The organism is Legionella yabuuchiae, assembly GCF_900640115.1.
Classification (GTDB): domain Bacteria; phylum Pseudomonadota; class Gammaproteobacteria; order Legionellales; family Legionellaceae; genus Legionella_A; species Legionella_A yabuuchiae.
Genome location: NZ_CAAAIW010000003.1, coordinates 23,408 through 43,768 on the forward strand (window position 1 = coordinate 23,408; position 20,361 = coordinate 43,768).

Here is a 20,361-nt window from a genome sequence, read left to right on the forward strand (position 1 = left end):
GGGATGATATAAAGTTGCAAAGGAAACGGGCCTTTTCATCAGAATCCCGGCTGGCCCACTAAAAAACGATGGCTTTGAATTCTTAACCAGGCGATGCAAAGGAGAAGCATCCGTGTTGTTCCCAGGCGTGTTCTGCCTCTTTTTCCACAGAATCGATCAGTTTTTGTCGATTGGTTTTCGCAAAAAATAATTGACCCTGCTGTGCATATTGCCATCCCAGGGCAAAAAGGCCGATGCCCGTTAGCGCGATGAATATATTAGCGACAATGACTTTCCAAAATGCTCGATGGGTAGACATTTCACTATCTTTGGAATGAAGTGTTTTAACAAACGATCGTTTAAACTCTTCCATCGCTTCTTGTGTGTGTTCGGGCAGTTCAAAAAAGTTTTTTAATTCTTGCCTTAAATCCAACGCCAAACGGATGGCTGTTTTCCCTTTTTCAACATCGCAAGTGAATAAGTAAAGTCCATAAGCAAACATCTGGTCGATTTGGTGAAGTAGATTGCTGATGGGCTGAGGGCCTTGCCAATGAAATATCTGGGATTGTTCTTTGGTAAATAAGCCTTCCGTGCTATGGCCTCTAAGCAGCACACAAAAAGCGACTTGTGGGATTGTTTTACTGATCAGCTGCAAGTTAATCTCATTTAAAAAATCCTCAAGAAATTCTATATTGCTTCCCACATCTCTCGCATCTTTCCCGGCGTTAACCACGATTTCGAACAGCTTTTGATTCAAAAGACCGTGTAATTTTATCCGTGCAAACCCAAAATCAATTTCAGCGATATATTGCTTCTGTTTGAGGAGAAAATTAAAGTTCTCCAAAGTTAATAAACCTGCGCTTAAAAGATCGCTTAAAGCAGAAGATATTGATATGCCCGAAAACTTGGACTTATCCTCACGCCATTCAGCAAGTTGTTTGAAGGTCATGGGGGTGAGGATGCGAGCGGTGTGCAATGCGAAAACGGCTTCGGCAATATTAAGGTAAGGGACTTCCTTTAAATACGCCATGAGCGGCGCTTTTCCGCCGATTTCTTGCTCTATTGCGCTGATTTCTTCCGATTGCACAATGCCCAGCGTTAAATCGTAAAGTGCCTTTTTTTTATCAAAGCGAAAAATGTTACGAACTTCTGCATTTTTTCTTGAAGTTTCGCCTATTTTTTTCAAGGTTTCTTCTTCAACGTTGGTTCTTGTTGTCTTTTTTTCTAAGAGCTCTGCTCTTTTTTGGATGATATGACTGATGTAAGATAGTTTTTCCCACAATTCCTCGTAGGGCATGTTTACATGCCCTTTAGTGAATTGTTGGCTGCCTTGCAATTTTAAGTGCAGATTAACATACGTGTAGTGGTCGTATTGATGGGGGTTGTCTACCAATTGAAAATCTAAATTTTCCCGCTTATAACGTACAAGATAAGCATCAAAACTGCTTAAGGAAGGATCGTCATACAAAATCCGTTTGTCGGGATTTCCTAACACCTGGTAGGCTTCATTAATACGTTCGAATTGTTCTTTATTGCCGGTAGGTCTATCTGGGTGATGAATTAAAGCCAAACGCCGATAAGCTCGTTTAATATCCTCTGAACTGGCTTTGGAATCAATCCCCAGGCACTGGTAATAGTCAATCATAAATTTGTCCAATGATTAAATTATTCAAACGCTATGAGTTAGGGTTTGCACTCCTGCTGTGTCTTGAGCTTCGGCCTGAGAAACGGGTGTTTGTTCTTGCGACAATTTGTAAAGAAACGCAATCCTCTGTGCCAAAGAGCCTATTTCATTGTCCAGATTGATGGCTTCTAACTCACCCATTAAATCGTCCATATTGGTAATGATGCCATCGTCCATGGCTCTCACAATTTTTGCAACTTCAGCGACATGCTCTCGTACCCAATGAAAGGTTAAAAACCGCCAAAACGGCGAGTCGCCTTTCGTATAATCATCCAGCATTTTTCGAGCTTGTTTCATGAGGTCTGTTTCATTGGCTACATAGGTTGGAAACCAACTAGGCCAATGGTGCTTTGCAATATATTGAGCCGGACTTACAGGCTTTTCCTGTGATATAGAAATATGCGTCACCGTTTCGGGTAAGCTCGCAAATAATTGCTTTAAAATCTCAGAGCTTGCTCGCTCAAAGCCATTGCCGCTGAGGTCGATATATGCAATATTTTTTGGGAGGCCTCTTAATGCGCCAAATAAAGCCTGGCTGGATTCGGGATTATGCAAAAAACCATTGCCTCTTAAGTTTAGCGAAGTTGCGGCTTCAGGTATTCCTTTAAAAATTGCCCCCAACCTTTTTTCAGAATCTATCTGATTTAACCCGCAGCCTGCGAGATTCACGGTGGCTTCACTGGCAGAGCACACGCTAATTCGGCGGCGAACAGCAGCTTCGCAACGTAAGCGATGTTCTTCAGTAATCGTGGCGGGCGGTATGGGTGAGATAAAGGAATCCGTTAATTGAGCGTGCTCGGCTGCTTGTGAGGGATCAACAAATGGAGAAACAACGGTTAAGCCTTTAAATGCCTGTGTCACTGAGCTTGCAAGCTGCCTTTGATGTTTCAGCTGGCCTTGAGGATTAAAAAAACCATACCCAGGGCCGCTTGAATATCGCGTTAAGACACCGTCATTACGAACAAAAATTTTGCTGGGTTCAATTAATAAAGTTACATCAGGGAAGGCATCCATTAATTGATTGAGTTTTGTCTGGGGTAGTGTATCAAGCCCATTGTCGCGTATATCCAGGGTGGATAAATTGGTTAAGTTCACCTGGCTGAATGCCTCGCTTATCTGGCTTGCCTCAAGTAAATCTAGTTTATTTCGATTAAGTCTAACCGTTCTCACCTGGAAGGGGAGTTGAGAGAAGAGACGTTTTACATCAGCAATACGTAGTCTGTATATTGAATTATCACTTAAATCGATTGTTTTAACATGTCTTGGTATACCCTTAAGGGCAATGATAAATTTATCTATTGACAGCCCAAGCAAATTGCACCCGCTTAAATCAAGTTCAACTATATGACTTGGTATGCGAGAAAATCGTTCAGCAACTTCACGGCCTGTTAACGTATTACCCGATGTTTCAACACATCTAAGTTTAGAAATATTGTTTGGAAGGTGATTCATTACCTCAGCAAATTCATCAGGAGCTAAATAGAGAAAGCCATTATTGCTAATATCTAACTCTGTTAAGCTTGCAGGAGCTTTTGTTAAAGCCCGAATTAAATCCACTTGATTTAATCCATTGCTCCTATCATAAGTATTACCCAGTTTTAAAATTTTTAAATTAGGCGGGAGTTCATTAAAGATGGCCTGGAGTGTTTTGTATCTATACCCATTTAAATTACTTTCAAGATCAAATTCTTGTAAAGAATCAGGAAGGATCTCTTTTAATTCTTGATAGGTTATTCTTACGCCCTTGAAACGAATGGTTGTAATATTGGGGTGTGCCGCCAGTTTAACATCCTTAGTAAAAAGCGACTTTTTACCGACATCAGGAATGACATTAAATGTTGTAAGAGTGGCAGGTAGCTTATATGAGACCTCAACCTCACAATTTAAAAGACACTCAGAAAGAGTGAGCTCATTAATATGACCAGGGATTGCGCTCAATGCTTGCCCAAGGCTCTCACCAGGGAATTCAGTTGATTCATTTAACTTAAGGCGATTATAAATTATTCCAAGTTTAATCACTGAGGCGGGTAAAGCAGATACATAGTCGCTTAACAAATTTCCTACATCTACATTATAGTGATCTACTCCTAAACTACGGAAAGAAAACTTTTTAATACATGTGCCTTTGAAAATTACCGAAGATACATGAGCTGGCAAATAATATAAAACTTCAGCAGGGGTCTTTGAATCTTTTGAAGTTGAAAACGATCCTTCAATGATTATCTCTTTTTCGGATCGCGGTATTGTTAAAAAAAAAATCCTTTAGTTCAGTTACATTTTTTTTACATAAATCATTTAACGCAATCTTCATATTTACCTCTATATGAATGTCTTTGAATAACTTAAAAATTTATAAACGTTTAAGACTTAAGGGAGTAAAAAAATTGAGGCAAGTATATCTATTCTTAATTAGATGGTCAATGAAAAGTCACTTGGTAAGCAAAAAGATCATGAGGCGCTAATTAATTACCTATTTATTCAACAGCTTGTGTAAATTTTGAGTGACTGAGCTAAATTTAATCACCCATTCAAAATGACGAGGGGATAATACTGCCTATATTCAACATCACACTTGAGTAGCGTTTTACTCCCCAGGCAGTCAACACGTTCCATCTTTTATAAAGGTATACCGTGATCGTTCAAAATCCGTAATTTATGCTTTTTCTTTTTTTTCGCCCTGCCGCATTTTAAAAAACTTGCAAGGGAATGAGCCATTAGTCGCTTTTTAAAATGCGGCAGGACAAAAAATAAAGGCGCCTAAAAACTCGCATTTTGAACGATTACGGGAATATTGGTCGGAGTGACAAGAATCGAACTTGCGACCCCTGCCTCCCGAAGGCAGTGCTCTACCAGGCTGAGCTACACTCCGAAAATAAGAAATAATTGCTAATGATCGCGCGTTACGGCATAGCGCGCGAGTTCGGTAAGCGCTTCTTTATATACCGAATCGGGTAAAATTTGCAAGGCAGTGATTGCTTTATCGACTTCGGCTTCAGCCACTTCGCGAGTATATTGAATCGAGTTGGCTTGTTCAATGGCCGCTAAAATTTCAGGCAAGGCTGCTAGATTACCGGTTTGTAGACTGTCAACAATTAACGTTTGTTGAGCTTTATCACACTGTTTTAAAGCGTGTAGGATGGGTAACGTTGCTTTCCCATCCGCTAAGTCATCACCAATATTTTTTCCCAAGGTTTCTGCGCTAGAGCAATAATCCAGTGCATCATCAATAAGCTGAAACGCATTGCCTAAATGCAAGCCATAATTAAATAAACTCTGATATATTGTTTCATCGGAATCACAAATTAAAGATCCAAGAGCCGCAGAAACGGCAAACAATAACGAGGTTTTAGAACGAATAATGTCGAAATATTCCTCTTCAGTCAGTCTGGTATTATGGCGATTATTCAACTGTTGAATTTCACCGCGAGTAATCTCGTAAAAATGCTGGGTCAAAATAGCCATAATCTTCAAATTACCGACTTCTAAGGCTAATTGCATGTATTGTATGAAAAGATAATCCCCCACCAGTATGCTGGCTTTGGTTCCCCAAATTTTATTGGCTGTTTTACGACCACGACGCATGGTTGATTCATCAATGACGTCATCATGCAACAACGTCGCAGTATGGAAAAATTCAATCATCGCTGCAAGGTTAATGTGATGTTTGCCTTTATAATTGCAGGCATGGCAGGCTAAAAGCACTAAAAGAGGGCGCAGTCGTTTGCCGCCGCTATGCATAATGTGATTCGATAAATCATCTATTAAGGAAACTTCAGATTTAATTTTCTCATTAATAAGCGCATTGACTGCTTCAAAATCTTCACTAACCAGATCGCGCAAGCGTTGAATTGGCATAGCCTAACCCCAGTAAAAAGATGAGAGCATGCTAAGCGGCAGAATACTTAATGTCAAGATAGACCTTCTCAACCGCTAGCCTTAACTTATGTCATTGTGAACGATCACGGGTATATGCAAAGCTATTGATCTTTAAAATTGATTGCTTTAATAATGAAGATACGCCAGGAATAAGGAGCAACCAGTATGCTATACGAGTTATTTTCCTGGGTACATCGCCGTGGAGACATAAGTGTTTTGCAAGGTGAACCACTGTCTTTAGTGCAAGTAGAAGCAGCTTTAAACGAAGCGATGGCCCTGCAAAGAAAGCTGATTGCTTCGCTATGGACAATGCGGTTTTCCAAGGCCAATCATGAACAAGAAGCAGATGAGGTCCGTTCGGCGTTAGAAACAAATCAAGCTTATCAACGATTTTTAAACGCATGTAAGGATCAGATTGCGTCTTCAACGCCAATGGATATGAGCCAGCTGGCACTAAATTATTTAAATTCCTTGGAAGATAAGCCTCTAAGAACTGCTAAAATCAATGAATTATTCTCTTATGTTTTAATTCTGAACGAATCTCGCGCATTAAGCCTCTACCATAGGAATGAGGCAAGCTTAGATAATGAAACTCATGTACAGTTTGTTTTGCATAGGTTATCAGAGCAACTAAAGTATCAGAATTATCCACTAGGAGTAGCCCGGTTGATGTTTAATTGGGTTGATGATGTTCTTCAATTTACTGGAGGGATATTGTGGCTGTTAAAACATGGTGTGACTCCAGCGGAGATCATGACGACGGGGCTTATTCATCATTTTTTTGATTATCATGTGGCTTTTTTAGACTCAGATGAAGACTCGTTCAAGCGATTTATCCAGTTATTAGAACCTTTCCCAGAAGCAGACGAAGTCATCCAGTTAGCCAAGAGGACCGGCGCTCATTTACGTGGATTTGAAGAGTTCTCCTTAACAGGCGATAGGTTAGGCGAGTTATTAATCAAGCAAGTGGTGTGTATTCCTAGGGTTCATTTTTCAATTAGCCGTGAAAATGCGTTTGCACTGTATGATTTATTTCAATCGACTTTTCTTTTGGAGGCTTTAAATAATGACCATAGGACCGAAGAAGCCTGGAAACTTATTTTAAAGGAGCTATTAAACCATAAGGTAGATCATTCTCTATTATCACGCTTATTGTCTAAGTTAGCAGGCGATGGCCATTATGATCGTCTTGAGGCAGTAGGAAGCCTTCTAGAGGACAGTACTGGAGAACAATTGCTTAAAAAAGACTTGGGTGGTGTGTTTCATTTATTACCCTATAAGCCTGCATTATATGAACGACTAGGATTGTTTGATCCAACCAATTACCTGAACCAATTAAATGATGCAGCACACTGCTCAGAGGATGTAATCGCACAATTAGCCACGATGATTAAAGCGCTTCAAAAAACGAATCAATCCTCAGCGGATCTTGTTTACCAAGCCTTGGTAACTGTAATAACGCATCATCCTGAATATTTGAGCGATGAACCATTATTGAAATTATTAAGACGTTATCCTAGAAAAAACAGCCTGCTGCAAGAAAGGGCGGATAAGCTCTCTTCGCAATTTAGAACCTGTGTGGCTGAAGCTAGCACGAGCCAGACCTTTGGGGAAGAACAATATTATACCATAGAAGACACCTGGAAAGAGATTTCAAGACAGTTATCCGTTTTAGATTTAATAGGCACGATCACCACCAGTATTCCTCGTGACAAATATGGGCTTTACATCTTAGTGACCGATGAGCGATTCGCGCATCAAGCGGGTGTGATAGATTATAAGGCTTTGACTCGTATCTTTCGATTAGTACCGGAATTAAATCCTGATTCTATAAATGAATATGAACGCTATTTAATTGAATTGTTGATTGCATTGGATGATGAATCTATCCGTACGCAAATCCTTGCTGCGCTGAATTGTAAATACAAAGACTCTCTGGCATGGGTTAGATCTAACTATGGTGGAAGAACGCTTCTAATTGGGACAGTCGAGCGTAGGAATGTGGGGTTACTACGATGGTTATTAAGTGACGAAAGAGCTCTGATGATTCAAGACAAAGAGATAGCTGCCATGTTGGTTTGCTCTGCCCAGCTCGGGTTTTGGTCATCTACCGAGCTTATTATAAAAGCGTACTCAGAGCGCTTTGACAAAAGAATCATAAAAAAATTGCTGTTTATGGCCGCCGAACAAGGGGAGTTGGCCATGGTTCAACAGCTTATTGAATTAGAAGACTTCAATGAAAATACCCTGCAATCTGCGCTGGTTAAAGCCGTCGAAGCCGGTCACGCCAAGGTGGCTGTTGATTTTTTAAGCAAAGAAACTCGTGCGCCGCGAGCCTCTTCTTTTACTAAGGGCTTTAAAGAAGCCTTTTTGGCTGGATCATTCCCGGATGCAAACTTTTTTGTCTCTTACATGTCAAGTCCGAGCATGCAAAACGCGGTGCATCAGTTATTAATTCATTCGGTTATTCATAAAGACAAGGTGGGCATTGAATTTTTATGCGCGCTTGAGTGCAATGAGCCGAAGCAAAATTCTATTGAACAAGCTTTTGAAGAAGCGGCAAAAGTGGGTGCCGTTGAATTGCTAGCCTTATTTTGTAACTCCAAGTATCAGCCAACGCTCCCATCGATTGAACGCGCATTGAATCATGCAACGAACAATGGGCATGAAGAGGCCTTGCAATTCATTTGCGAGACTCCAAAAGCTCGACCAACCAAAGCGGCTATTGGCACGGTATTAAAACTAGCCGCAGGAGCCGGACATTTAGCTATTGTACGATATTTATATTCTTATGAAGTTAGACCAAGTCGTTCTGCGATTTCTCAAGCGTTGAATCAGGCCCAGGTCAATCAGCATCACGAAACAGCAGCCTTTTTAAATAATCCACGGCATGTTGAAGCCTATCAACAAATCGATTTAGGATCTCCTTTATCTATTGTGGGATTTTTTTCATCTGAACGACTACAACGTTCATGCAGCGTTGGTTCCGAGCCAGGACACAGAAAAGCTATTTCGTTTTCAACCTAGGAATATCCTAATGACAGGGCAAGATCATACCATTATGACTAGATTTTAATTTCTGAGCATGATCTAATTGCACTTTCAGAAAAGAAAAGGATGCAATTAGATGAGTTTTGCCGATTATTTTGAGCAAATTACAGATCCTCGCAAGGATATTAATGTAAAACATGATCTTTTAGACGTGGTGTTTTTAACCATTACAGGAGTAATGTCTGGCTGTGAGGGCTGGAAGGATATTTATGAGTTTGGTTGAACAAAGATTGATTGGTTAAGGAAGTACAGACCCTTTAAAAACGGCATTCCAGTTGATGATACGATAGCACGCATTATAAGTTCATTAGTACCTGAAGAATTTACAAAGTGCTTTGTTGCCTGGGTGAATGAATTAAGGCGATATGAAGGCAAAGAGCAGATTTCAATTGACGGTAAAACACTTCGTCATTCATTTGATGGCGATAGGATGAGTGCATTACATAGCGTGACTGTATGGAGCAAATCGAATGGATTAGTATTGGCACAATCACGTTCAAAGGGTAAGAAAAATGAAAATAAAACGGTCATGGAATTATTAGACCTCATTGAAATGAGTAATGCGATTATCACAATGGATGCGATGAATACACAGCGCCAAATCGTTTCTAAACTGCACCAAAAGAAGGCCGATTATGTCTTGCCTGTAAAGGATAACCAAAAAAATTTGAACGAAGAAATCAAGGACTATTTTAGCTACATGAACAAACAACATGCCGATGTAGTTGCAAAATCAACCTATCACGAAGTGGACGCAGGCCATGGTCGAATAGAACAACGTACCTATCGTCAATTATTAATCAACGAATTAATTCCAGAAGCAGAAAAATGGGCAGGCATTAGAAGCATTGTAGAGGTGATTCGTCAGCGTGAGCTCAAGGGCAAAAACGAAACAGAGCACCAGTATTACATTAGTTCTCTACCGATTAATTTGCCCCTAATTGCTGATAGTATTCGGGGGCACTGGGAGGTGGAAAATAAGGCCCACTATGTCCTAGATGTGACTTATAAGGAAGATGATTCTCGCATAAGACGAGAAAATGCCGCTGAAAATATTGCTGTGGCAAGGAGGTTTTCCTTGAATCTTGCTCGGTTACATCCTAAAAAGGACAGTATGAAAGGAAAGCTAAAACAGGCTATGTGGTCTGATAATTTTCGTGACCAACTCATAGTTGGTCATAAGGCGGTCAAAGTATGATTTTGCCCTGATCCTAATGATTCTCCATTTGCTGAGTGCTCGCTTCTGTGGGATAATTTTTTCTTTGCAAAATCCCCAATAGGTGAATATATGGAAGACAATAAAAATAAAGCACTAGCCGCCGCACTTTCTCAAATAGAACGCCAGTTTGGTAAAGGGTCTGTGATGCGCATGGGCGATGGTACGGCAGTACGTGATATTGAAGCCATTTCAACCGGATCTTTAGGGTTGGATATTGCATTAGGAATAGGTGGCTTACCAAAAGGCCGTGTGGTGGAAATCTACGGCCCTGAGTCTTCCGGTAAAACCACATTAACGTTACAAGTGATTGCAGAATGTCAGAAAAATGGCGGGACGGCGGCATTCATCGATGCAGAACATGCGCTAGATCCAAGCTATGCCGAAAAACTAGGGGTTAATGTTGATGAATTATTAATTTCACAACCCGACACAGGCGAGCAGGCGCTTGAAATCACCGATATGCTGGTTCGTTCAGCGGCGGTTGATGTGGTGATTGTGGATTCTGTTGCGGCATTAACGCCCAAAGCTGAAATTGAAGGTGACATGGGCGATGCGCATGTTGGTTTGCAAGCTCGTTTAATGTCGCAAGCGCTGCGAAAGTTAACGGCGAATATTAAACGCACGAATACGCTTGTCATTTTCATTAACCAAATCCGTATGAAGATTGGGGTGATGTTCGGCAACCCGGAAACAACCACGGGTGGAAATGCTCTGAAGTTTTATGCGTCAGTACGCTTAGATATCCGACGAACCGGCGCAATTAAAAAAGGCGATGAAATTTTAGGCAATGAAACGCAAGTCAAAGTGGTTAAAAATAAAGTGGCGCCTCCGTTTAAACGTGCAGAATTTGATATCCTATATAATGAGGGAATATCGCGCGAGAGCGAAATTATTAACTTAGCCACGCAACTAGGATTTATGGAGAAATCTGGCGCTTGGTATAGCTATCAAAATGAAAAGATTGGCCAGGGGAAAGAAAATGTTCGCCAATATCTTAAAGAACATCCAGAGCTTGCTCAAACCCTAGAGCAGCAGATACGGGCGGAGTTATTAACGAAAAAGCCCGTTTCCGCTAAAGATGGGGTATTCGATGAATCTGTCGAGCGAATGGATGATTAATGGAGCGCGCATACGCTTGTGCGGTTCGTTTATTAGCGAGACGAGAGCATGGTGCCCATGAGCTAGCTCAAAAGCTTGTTCAAAAAGGATTTGCGAGTGTTGAGGTTAATGCCGCTTTGGCCGAGTGCCAACGATTAGGATTTCAAAGCGATGAGCGATTTGCTGAAAGCTTTAGTCGTAACCGAATTCGGCAGGGTTATGGCCCTTTGCGCATTGAACAAGAATTAAAACAATTACGAATCGATGGCGAAATGATTCGGCAGGTATTAAGCCAGGATGAGGCGTCCTGGCTTTTTCAGGCAAAAATGGCTAGAGAAAAGCGGTTTCAAGATTTGGAAGATTTTTCCCTGGAGGTCATTCAGAAGCAAAAGCGTTTTTTGCTTTATCGCGGTTTTCCAAGCGATGTGATTAACCAACTTTTTAAACAATTAGAATCTCTAAAGAGCAGTTCAACTAAGTTATTAAGACATGAAAATGAAGAGTTCAGAAATTAGACAAGCATTTTTTGAGTATTTTGTAAGTCACAATCATCAATTAATCCCCTCAAGTTCATTAATTCCGGCGAATGATCCCACTTTATTATTCACCAATGCTGGTATGGTTCAATTCAAAGAAACGTTCTTAGGGCTTGAATCACGCCCTTATAGTCGTGCGGTAAGTTCTCAGCGCTGTGTTCGCGCGGGTGGTAAGCATAACGATCTTGAGAATGTTGGATACACCGCTAGACATCACACCTTTTTTGAAATGCTCGGAAATTTTAGCTTTGGCGATTATTTTAAACGCGAGGCCATACAGTATGCCTGGGATTTTTTAACCCATGTTTTAAAGATACCCAGAGAGCGATTATGGGTTACAGTTTACCAGGATGATGATGAAGCGGCCGATATTTGGCTAAAAGAAATCGGAATATCGCCTAAGCGTTTCTCCCGCTGTGGTGAGAAAGATAATTTTTGGTCTATGGGAGATACCGGACCTTGCGGGCCTTGCACGGAAGTCTTTTACGATCATGGTGAAGGAATACCTGGTGGACCCCCTGGCAGCCCAGATGAAGACGGTGATCGTTACATTGAAATCTGGAACCTAGTGTTCATGCAATACAATCGTGATAAAGAAGGCCGCCTCCATCCGTTGCCTAAACCTTCTGTGGATACCGGAATGGGACTTGAGCGTATTGCTGCTGTCGTACAAGGCGTGCACAGCAATTACGAGATTGATAGCTTTCAACATCTGATTAAAGCCATCGCTAAGATGGCCGAGCAATCGGATTTAACCCATTCCTCCCTGAAAGTGATTGCCGATCATATTCGCGCATGCACGTTTTTAATTGTGGATGGGGTATTGCCTGGGAATGAAGGGAGAGGCTACGTACTGCGTCGCATTATTCGTCGAGCGGTACGCCATGGTCATAAGCTGGGTTTAGAGTCGCCATTTTTTTATCGCCTGGTTTCGCCATTAATTGAGGTCATGGGTGATGCTTATCCCGAACTTAAGGAAAATAAAGCGCAAATTGAAACGGTGTTAAAACAAGAAGAAAATCAATTTGCCCGTACTTTGGATCAAGGATTAAACCTGCTGCAAGAACACATTAAAACAATAGAGGGTAAAGTCATTCCTGGAGCCGTGGCGTTTAAACTCTACGATACGTATGGTTTTCCAGTTGATTTAACCGCCGATATAGCCCGTGAGCAGGGGTTAACCGTCGATATGGAAGGATTTAATCAATGCATGCAACAGCAACGCTCGTTGTCGCAACAAGCAAGTCTTTTCCAAGCCGACTACGATACCCCTGTTGATTTGACCGAGCGCTCCGAATTTAAAGGTTATGAACTTCAGACCCTGCGTAGTCCTATAAAAGCGGTCCTCATTGATGGCAAGAAAGTTGAAACGTTATCAACAGGGGCGAAGGGTGCAATCATTTTACAAGACACCCCATTTTATGCAGAAAGCGGCGGTCAAGTTGGCGATCGAGGATGGTTGTTGTCTGATGGGGCCGAATTTAAAGTCAGTGATACGCAAAAAAAAGGTCAGGCCATTCTACATTACGGTGAATTAATTAAAGGAAGTTTGACAGTAGATCAAACCGTTGAAGCGAATGTGGATTCAAGCCGGCGCGATGCGATTCGTCTTAATCATACCGCCACTCATTTATTACACGCTGCTTTAAAGCAAGTGGTTGGCGCGCATGTGCAACAAAAAGGCTCCTTGGTGGATGCCGAACGGGCGCGTTTTGATTTTTCTCATTTTGAAGCGTTAACTGCCGAGCAAATCCAAACGCTTGAAATAGTAGTCAATGACAAAATTCGTGAAAACGAAGCGGTAGTCACCGAGCTTATGTCAATTGACGAAGCCAAACAGTCAGGCGCTGTGGCTCTTTTTGGCGAAAAATACGCCGATGATGTCCGTGTGCTTACGGTTGGTGATTTTTCAAAAGAACTGTGTGGAGGAACACACGCAAGACGTACCGGAGATATTGGATTATTTAAGATAATATCAGAATACGGTATAGCCAGTGGCGTTCGCCGTATTGAAATGGTTACGGGCCATCATGCTTTGCAATGGGTGAATCAACAAATAACGTTGTTTAATCATATGGTTGATGCATTAAAAACCACCCCAGCAACCGCCGAAGCAAAGCTTCTGCAGCTTTTACAAGAGGCAAAGCAGCAAGAAAAAGAATTGGCTCGTCTTCAAGCGAAATTAGCGACTCAATCAGGGAAATCGCTTGAAAGCGAAGCGCAAAAAGTCGGAGAAATTAATTTACTGGTAAAAAAATTAGAACACGCCGATGGTCAAGCGCTAAGAGCAGCGATGGATCACCTCAAATCCAGCCTCGAAAAAGCCGTTATGGTGTTATACACCACAGAAGGTGGAAAAATGAGTGTGATTGCTGGCGTTAGCAAGGATATTTTAGGCCAAGTTCCACCAGCCCCCGAATACGTCAAACAATTGTGTGGCAAAGGGGGAGGGCGTCCGGATATGGCTCAAGGCGGCGGCCCGATTCCGGACGATTTAAACGAAAGACTCGCAAAAATCCCGGATTTGGTTAAACAGCGTTAGCAATCTCGACGCTTTGGATTCATTTTTTCCTACATGCACCAATTGATTCGGATCATCTAGAATCAGGATGGCGTGAACAAGTCAGGCCAGGTAGGAGTGGTGAACTCTATTTAAACTATTTTTAACTTAGCCGATAATAGAATAAACCTAACTTCACTTTAATGAGGCGTTTAACATGGCATTGCTTGTGCAAAAATTTGGTGGTACATCCGTCGCAACACAGGCTCACATTAATCACGCGGCCGATATTGTTGCAAAGGCCAAGCATGCTGGCCACGACGTGGTGGTCGTGGTTTCTGCCATGAGTGGAGAAACGGATAAACTTATTAATTTAGCGCATCAAATGAGTGAAAGCCCAGATCCTCGCGAGTATGCTGTACTGGTATCCACTGGGGAGCAAGTTTCCATAGCGTTAATGGCCATGGCATTAATTAACCGAGGTATTCAGGCTCGATCTTATACAGGAAGTCAAGCCAGAATTCTAACCTCGGGTCAGTATAAAAAAGCCCGGATCGAGGCTATTGATACTCAGCCTATGTTAGAAGACTTAAAGGAAGGGAACGTGGTGGTGGTCGCTGGATTTCAAGGGGTTGATAATAAAGGCAATATCACTACCTTAGGTCGTGGCGGCTCAGATACGACGGCCGTTGCCCTGGCTGCTGCGTTAAAAGCGGATGAATGTCAAATCTATACCGATGTGGATGGCGTTTATACGACCGATCCCCGCGTCGTGCCTGAAGCCAAGCGCCTTGATCAAGTCACGTTTGAGGAAATGCTTGAATTGTCTAGTCTTGGTGCCAAAGTATTACAAATTCGATCCGTTGAGTTTGCCGGTAAATTTAAGGTTCCATTACGCGTTCTATCTTCCTCTAAAGAGGGTCCTGGCACCTTGATAACTTCTGAAACAGATACACGCATGGAATCGTTTGCCATTACTGGTATCGCCTTTAGTCGTAATGAAGCCAAAATTTGTTTAAATGGCATACCCGATGGACCGGGAGTCGCTTCTAGTCTGCTCGCGGAATTAAGTACCATTGGCGTGAATGTGGACATGATTTTGCAGCACAGCCCTATTGATAGCTTGGCTGATTTTAGTTTTACGGTTCATCAGGATGAGTATAAGCCGACGTTCAAACTATTAGGCAAACTGGCTACTAAATTGAACGCCAAAGGAATAAAAGGATTTGAACGTTTGGCAAAGCTTTCTCTGGTTGGAGCAGGCTTGAAAAGTCATCCTGAAGTCGCACCGATGATGTTTAGAGTGTTGGCTGATCAAGGAATTAATATTCAATTGATCACCTCTTCAGAAATCAAACTGTCTGTGATTATCGATGAATCCAGGCTTGATGATGGAGTCCGAGCATTGCATCAAGCGTTTCGCTTGGAAGTGCAAGCTATAGATGAATCAAGAAAAATTGCCATAAATGGCACTGTATAAAATACTAAACTCCATATATTTGACTATCCCTAAGATACTTAAAAATGCGATAGTCAAGACTGAAAAAATTATCCGTATAATACTCGCATTTTGAACGATCACGGGTATATACTTAATGATATTCAATCAAAAATGCAGGGATAGTATGGCTGAATTACTAAATTTATTTTTACTGATTATTATTGTTGGAGTAGTATTTTGGTTGATTAATGCTTTTATACCCATGGCTGCCGGATTTAAAACCATCCTGAATTTATTGGCGCTCATCTTAATCATTATTTATATTTTACAATTTTTTGGCCTGATTCAACCGATCTTCCCCACCATTCATCTAATTCGTTAGTGGTTTAAAGTCTTGTTATACGCTCGAATTGCCATGGATTGAGTATGGTAATTCGAGCAATTCATTTCTATTCTTCGAACGTTGAATGTCAAATAATTGTCATCATTTAATTGGCGACCTTCTCCCTATTGCCTATACTTAATACAGAAAAGCCACTGCGAGAAATAAAATGAAACAATTATTATGTGCGTTGTTTTTTTTCCTGTTCTCCTTTTGCGCAATTGCTGCCGACATTCCGGAGGTCGAACAAGGCGCAGAAGATTACGATGAAACGATGTGTGTCCAACGGTATACAGATAATTGCATTAACATGGTATGCTTGACCTCAGAAGAAAGGGATTGCCAAGAGCAATGTCAAAAAGATGCTGAAGATAAGTGCAAACTACAAGGATTATAATTGTGATGAGCCATACTTTCTTCTAATTTTTCCCTGTACATGACAAAAAAACCTGTCATGCCCACGTAGGTGGGCAACCATCCATCAAAATAATCCGAAACCCAAATCAATCCACTGGGGATTGTTTTGCTCGATAAGATTTATTTTCCATTGTCGGTTCCATATTTTTTACTGGCTAATATGTAAACACAATATTGCTTTTCTTCCATTGTTCATCCTGGTTGGTTGCTAAAAACTTATTTACTGCCGGACCATTCTTGCCTTGTTCCAGCCAAAATACATATTTAAACTATCCTTCAACTCGCTGATACACTCCATATAACCTCCTGTTGACGATCGAGATTATATGATATTCATTCTATGGCAGCGAGTTATCTTAATTTACTTCAGTGCCAAATCAGAAATGGTTGCCCGCCTGCGCAGGCATGACACCCATTAGGAGGCTGTCTGTTAATAGGCAAAAGCCATCGCTTCAACGCTGGTGGGACATCGCTTAAAATCGACTGGGATTACGAGTAAATTTGAAGCATTTGACGGAAAGCACTTATACCATTATATATTTAATATACCCGTAATCGTCCGTAAACTAGCATTTTGAACGATTACGGGTATATACCCAAGCCTCTTAAAAATAAGAATAAGGAGCAGGTCGTGGAAGATGCGTTGGCTTCAGACGGTAGTATAAATCGGACGGCACATGATACGTTAATTAAATCTCATGCCAAAATGGTGAAGCGAATTGCTCATCATCTATTAGGCCGCCTGCCACCTTCTGTTCAACTCGATGATCTGCTACAAGCTGGGATGTTGGGGTTATTAGAAGCGGTTCGTAATTATGACGAAACCAAAGGTGCCTCATTTGAAACTTATGCCGGAATTCGAATCCGTGGTCATATGTTAGATGAAGTGCGAAGAAACGATTGGGTTCCACGATCGGTTTATCGTAATGCGCGTTTAATTTCAGCGGCTGTTCGAGAAGTTGAAAATCGACTTGGCCGTGATGCAAAAGATCATGAAGTCGCCAGCGAGTTAGGAGTGGGTCTTAAAGAATATCATGACATGCTAAACGATTCGGCAGGTGGTCATCTTTATGGATTTGAAGATCTAGGGGTGACGGATGATGTTTTAAAAGATGAATATCGCGACTCCATGAGTGAGCCTCATATTAATGCACTTAACTCGGATAGAACGTCCCAATTAGCGCAAATAATTAATAGTTTACCTAAAAATGAAAAATTAGTGTTGTCGTTGTATTATGAACAAGATTTAAATTTAAAAGAAATTGGTGAAGTACTCGGAGTAAGCGAATCCAGAGTATCTCAAATACACTCTCAGGCAACCCATCGTATTAAGTCCAGACTTCCTGAGTTGTAAATTCCTGTTCTAGCCTTACCACGCTATTTTGAGTAAAATATTGTCCTTATTCTTTTTTTAAGAGCACCATATGTTAGAAGTGAATCAAGTTGCCCATACATTAGTTGATCTCAATGAGCGTGTACAAGCGCTTCGGGGGTATCTTTGACTTTGACAAAAAGAGCGAACGGTTAGAAGAAGTTGAGCGCGAGTTAGAATCGCCTTCAATTTGGGATAATCCTGAGCAAGCGCAAGCCCTAGGTCGCGAACGGGCTCAATTGGAAGCCGTGGTTCATCAGTTAAAGCAGCTAAGTCATAATCTTTCTGATTTAAAAGAATTGTTTGAAATGGCGCGTGCTGAAGAAGATGAAACGGCTATTCATGATGTGGCTGAAGAAATGAACGAGGTTGAACGTCAAATCGAGGCATTAGAATTTCGCCGAATGTTTTCCGGAAAAATGGATAATGCCAATGCCTTCTTAGATATTCAAGCAGGCTCTGGGGGCACCGAAGCTCAGGACTGGGCAGAAATGTTGTTGCGAATGTATTTGCGATGGGGAGAGCATCATGGATTTGAAACGGAGTTAGTCGAATGCTCCGCGGGTGACGTGGCTGGCATTAAAAGTGCTACAATATACTTTAAGGGTGAATTTGCCTACGGTTGGCTTCGAACGGAAACAGGCGTTCATCGTTTGGTGCGAAAATCCCCATTTGATTCTGGCAATCGTCGTCATACTTCATTTGCTGCAGTATTTGTATCCCCAGAAGTGGATGATGATATTGAAATTGATATTAATCCTGCTGATTTAAGGATTGATACCTATCGTGCATCAGGAGCCGGTGGTCAGCACGTTAACCGAACCGATTCCGCGGTCAGGATTACTCACGAACCAAGTGGCATTGTGGTTCAGTGCCAAAACGACCGCAGTCAACATAAAAATAAAGATCAAGCGATGAAGCAATTACGGGCGAAACTGTATGAGCTTGAAATGCAGAAAAAAAACAGCGAGCAACAAGCGTTGGAAGCGACTAAGTCGGATATTGGGTGGGGTTCGCAAATACGTTCATACGTATTGGATCAATCTCGCATAAAAGATTTACGAACAGGCGTTGAAACCAGCAATACACAAGCTGTACTAGACGGTGAGCTAGATCCATTTATTGAAGCAAGTCTTAAAGCAGGAGTAGGGGCAGAATGATAGAAGAACAGATAGAACAGTTAGATGAAAGTGAAGTCTATCAGATTCGAAAGCAAAAATTAGTTGATCTGCGTGGGGAGGGTTTTAATTATCCTAATCAGTTTCAACGCCAGCATTTAGCGCTAGAAGTATTAGAGCAGTATGGCGATGAAACTAAAGAGACGCTGGCTGAACAGCATGCTAAAGTCGTTGTGGCGGGTCGTATTGTGTTGCGTCGTATTATGGGTAAAGCCAGTTTTTTCCATATCCAAGACATGTCCGGTCGTATTCAGGTGTATGTGCGTCAGAATGATATGCCCGAACTTTACGAACAATTCAAACATTGGGATCTTGGCGATATTGTCGGTGTACGCGGTGAATTATTTAAAACCAACACAGGTGAACTTACGGTTAATGCTGAACATATCGAGTTGTTGACGAAATCGTTGCGTCCTTTACCGGATAAATTCCATGGCTTAGCAGATCAAGAAATGCGTTATCGTAAACGCTATGTGGATTTAATTGCGAACGAAGAAAGCCGCAAAACCTTTTTAGTGCGTTCGCGTTTAATTACAGCCTGTCGCGCGTTTATGGATCAGCATCAATTTCTCGAAGTAGAAACCCCAATGATGCACCCTATCCCTGGTGGTGCGTTAGCTCGACCATTTATTACCCATCATAATACATTGGATATGCAAATGTTTTTGCGTATTGCGCCCGAATTGTATTTGAAGCGCTTGGTGGTTGGCGGCTTTGAGCGCGTTTATGAAATCAATCGTAATTTCCGCAATGAAGGAATTTCGACGCGCCATAATCCAGAATTTACGATGATGGAATTCTATGAAGCCTATGCTACCTATCATGATCTCATGGATTTCACCGAAAAACTGATGCGCTTTTTATGCGATGAAGTCGTGGGCGCTCGCAAGGTAGAGTATCAAGATCTAGTCATCGATTTTGAGCAACCTTTTGCCCGTATGAGTATCCGTGAGGCTATTTTAAAGCATCATTCAGATATCCGTGCAGAAGAACTTGAATCGCTAGAGACTTGTCGAGGCTTGTTGGATCGCTTTGGATTTGATTATAAAGACGCCGATGGCTTAGGCAAGTTGCAAATGATTTTGTTTGAAGAAACAGTCGAACATCAGTTAGTGCAACCGACCTTCATCACTGAGTATCCTACAGAAGTGTCGCCCTTAGCACGCCGTAATGAAGTGAACCCAGAAGTAACCGATCGCTTTGAGTTCTTCATCGCGGGCCGTGAAATTGCGAATGGATTTTCTGAGTTAAACGATCCAGAAGATCAAGCCGCTCGTTTCCAAAAGCAAGTTGAAGAAAAAGACGCGGGTGATATGGAAGCGATGCATTACGACAGCGACTATATTGAATCGTTGGAGTATGGCATGCCACCCACCGCAGGAGAAGGAGTAGGAATCGATCGCTTGGCCATGATCTTTACAAATTCCCCATCGATTCGCGATGTAATTTTATTTCCGCACCTAAGACAAAGTTAATAGGCTTATTGTATCGCCCATGTAAATCATTGTTATATGGGCGCAGAGTCCTCTATACCACTATGATGTAAGGTATTTTCAGTAAGGTATTTTGCCATTCCCGCGAAGGCGGAAATCCATCTTGTTCTTGGTAGAGAGCCAGTAGGGAAATGG

At 41.7% G+C, this 20,361-nt stretch carries 13 protein-coding genes, 1 tRNA gene and 1 pseudogene; 11 read left to right on the forward strand and 4 right to left on the reverse strand.

Translation table 11 applies throughout. The features are described from left to right. Nucleotides 1-82 precede the first annotated feature (82 nt). From E1O47_RS01635 to E1O47_RS01650, 4 genes are all read right to left on the reverse strand, one after another. Nucleotides 83-1,624 (reverse strand): J domain-containing protein, encoded by a 1,542-nt coding sequence (locus E1O47_RS01635; RefSeq protein ID WP_133129530.1) that lies wholly within the window; start codon nt 1,622-1,624, stop codon nt 83-85. Between the two features lie 24 nt (nt 1,625-1,648). Continuing rightward, nucleotides 1,649-3,718 (reverse strand): DUF5617 domain-containing protein, encoded by a 2,070-nt coding sequence (locus E1O47_RS01640; RefSeq protein WP_133129531.1) that lies wholly within the window; start codon nt 3,716-3,718, stop codon nt 1,649-1,651. Nucleotides 3,719-4,455: 737 nt separating this feature from the next. Continuing rightward, nucleotides 4,456-4,532, reverse strand: a tRNA-Pro gene (locus E1O47_RS01645). A 17-nt stretch (nt 4,533-4,549) separates the two neighbouring features. Further along, on the reverse strand, nt 4,550-5,518 hold the full coding sequence (locus tag E1O47_RS01650) for a polyprenyl synthetase family protein (RefSeq protein WP_133129532.1): 969 nt from the start codon (nt 5,516-5,518) through the stop codon (nt 4,550-4,552). A 186-nt stretch (nt 5,519-5,704) separates the two neighbouring features. On the opposite strand from E1O47_RS01650, the gene E1O47_RS01655 reads away from it, so the two are divergent. The 11 genes and pseudogenes from E1O47_RS01655 (at nt 5,705) to lysS (ending at nt 20,208) form a co-directional block, all read left to right on the forward strand. Next, nucleotides 5,705-8,566: an ankyrin repeat domain-containing protein gene (locus tag E1O47_RS01655; RefSeq protein ID WP_133129533.1), complete on the forward strand. Its 2,862-nt coding sequence runs from the start codon at nt 5,705-5,707 to the stop codon at nt 8,564-8,566. Between the two features lie 100 nt (nt 8,567-8,666). After that, nucleotides 8,667-9,788, forward strand: a pseudogene (locus E1O47_RS01660) (ISAs1 family transposase). A 90-nt stretch (nt 9,789-9,878) separates the two neighbouring features. Further along, nucleotides 9,879-10,928, forward strand: coding sequence for a recombinase RecA (gene recA, locus E1O47_RS01665; RefSeq protein ID WP_133129534.1), 1,050 nt, complete (start codon nt 9,879-9,881; stop codon nt 10,926-10,928). Beyond that, nucleotides 10,928-11,422, forward strand: coding sequence for a recombination regulator RecX (recX, locus tag E1O47_RS01670; RefSeq protein WP_133129535.1), 495 nt, complete (start codon nt 10,928-10,930; stop codon nt 11,420-11,422). The genes recA and recX overlap by 1 nt, the downstream gene beginning before the upstream one ends. Continuing rightward, the gene (gene alaS, locus E1O47_RS01675; protein ID WP_133129536.1) at nt 11,403-13,985 is read left to right on the forward strand and encodes an alanine--tRNA ligase; all 2,583 of its coding nucleotides are present in this window, start codon (nt 11,403-11,405) and stop codon (nt 13,983-13,985) included. Before recX ends, alaS begins: the two co-directional genes overlap by 20 nt. A gap of 175 nt (nt 13,986-14,160) precedes the next feature. Continuing rightward, a complete protein-coding gene (locus tag E1O47_RS01680; RefSeq protein ID WP_133129537.1) occupies nt 14,161-15,423 on the forward strand; it encodes an aspartate kinase in 1,263 nt (420 codons plus the stop codon). A gap of 145 nt (nt 15,424-15,568) precedes the next feature. Further along, a complete protein-coding gene (locus tag E1O47_RS01685; protein WP_133129538.1) occupies nt 15,569-15,766 on the forward strand; it encodes a Thivi_2564 family membrane protein in 198 nt (65 codons plus the stop codon). A gap of 169 nt (nt 15,767-15,935) precedes the next feature. Beyond that, nucleotides 15,936-16,163 (forward strand): hypothetical protein, encoded by a 228-nt coding sequence (locus E1O47_RS01690; protein WP_133129539.1) that lies wholly within the window; start codon nt 15,936-15,938, stop codon nt 16,161-16,163. A 651-nt stretch (nt 16,164-16,814) separates the two neighbouring features. Continuing rightward, nucleotides 16,815-17,537 carry an RNA polymerase sigma factor FliA gene (locus E1O47_RS01700; RefSeq protein WP_242601962.1) on the forward strand — a complete coding sequence of 241 codons (723 nt, stop codon included), beginning with the start codon at nt 16,815-16,817 and terminating at the stop codon, nt 17,535-17,537. Nucleotides 17,538-17,607: 70 nt separating this feature from the next. Continuing rightward, a protein-coding gene (gene prfB, locus E1O47_RS01705; RefSeq protein WP_133129540.1) for a peptide chain release factor 2 occupies nt 17,608-18,715 on the forward strand; the annotation gives its coding sequence in 2 pieces (ribosomal slippage) (nt 17,608-17,682 and nt 17,684-18,715; 1,107 coding nt in all). Beyond that, on the forward strand, nt 18,712-20,208 hold the full coding sequence (lysS, locus tag E1O47_RS01710; RefSeq protein ID WP_133129541.1) for a lysine--tRNA ligase: 1,497 nt from the start codon (nt 18,712-18,714) through the stop codon (nt 20,206-20,208). Before prfB ends, lysS begins: the two co-directional genes overlap by 4 nt. Nucleotides 20,209-20,361: the final 153 nt, after the last annotated feature.

Excerpts from the sequence above, each read along its gene's own strand:
- E1O47_RS01635 (WP_133129530.1), bottom strand. The coding sequence starts at position 1,624 with ATGATTGACTATTACCAGTGCCTGGGGATTGATTCCAAAGCCAGTTCA.
- recA (WP_133129534.1), top strand. The coding sequence starts at position 9,879 with ATGGAAGACAATAAAAATAAAGCACTAGCCGCCGCACTTTCTCAAATA.
- lysS (WP_133129541.1), top strand. The coding sequence starts at position 18,712 with ATGATAGAAGAACAGATAGAACAGTTAGATGAAAGTGAAGTCTATCAG.
- E1O47_RS01680 (WP_133129537.1), top strand. The coding sequence starts at position 14,161 with ATGGCATTGCTTGTGCAAAAATTTGGTGGTACATCCGTCGCAACACAG.
- recX (WP_133129535.1), top strand. The coding sequence starts at position 10,928 with ATGGAGCGCGCATACGCTTGTGCGGTTCGTTTATTAGCGAGACGAGAG.
- E1O47_RS01650 (WP_133129532.1), bottom strand. The coding sequence starts at position 5,518 with ATGCCAATTCAACGCTTGCGCGATCTGGTTAGTGAAGATTTTGAAGCA.
- E1O47_RS01655 (WP_133129533.1), top strand. The coding sequence starts at position 5,705 with ATGCTATACGAGTTATTTTCCTGGGTACATCGCCGTGGAGACATAAGT.
- E1O47_RS01685 (WP_133129538.1), top strand. The coding sequence starts at position 15,569 with ATGGCTGAATTACTAAATTTATTTTTACTGATTATTATTGTTGGAGTA.
- E1O47_RS01690 (WP_133129539.1), top strand. The coding sequence starts at position 15,936 with ATGAAACAATTATTATGTGCGTTGTTTTTTTTCCTGTTCTCCTTTTGC.
- alaS (WP_133129536.1), top strand. The coding sequence starts at position 11,403 with ATGAAGAGTTCAGAAATTAGACAAGCATTTTTTGAGTATTTTGTAAGT.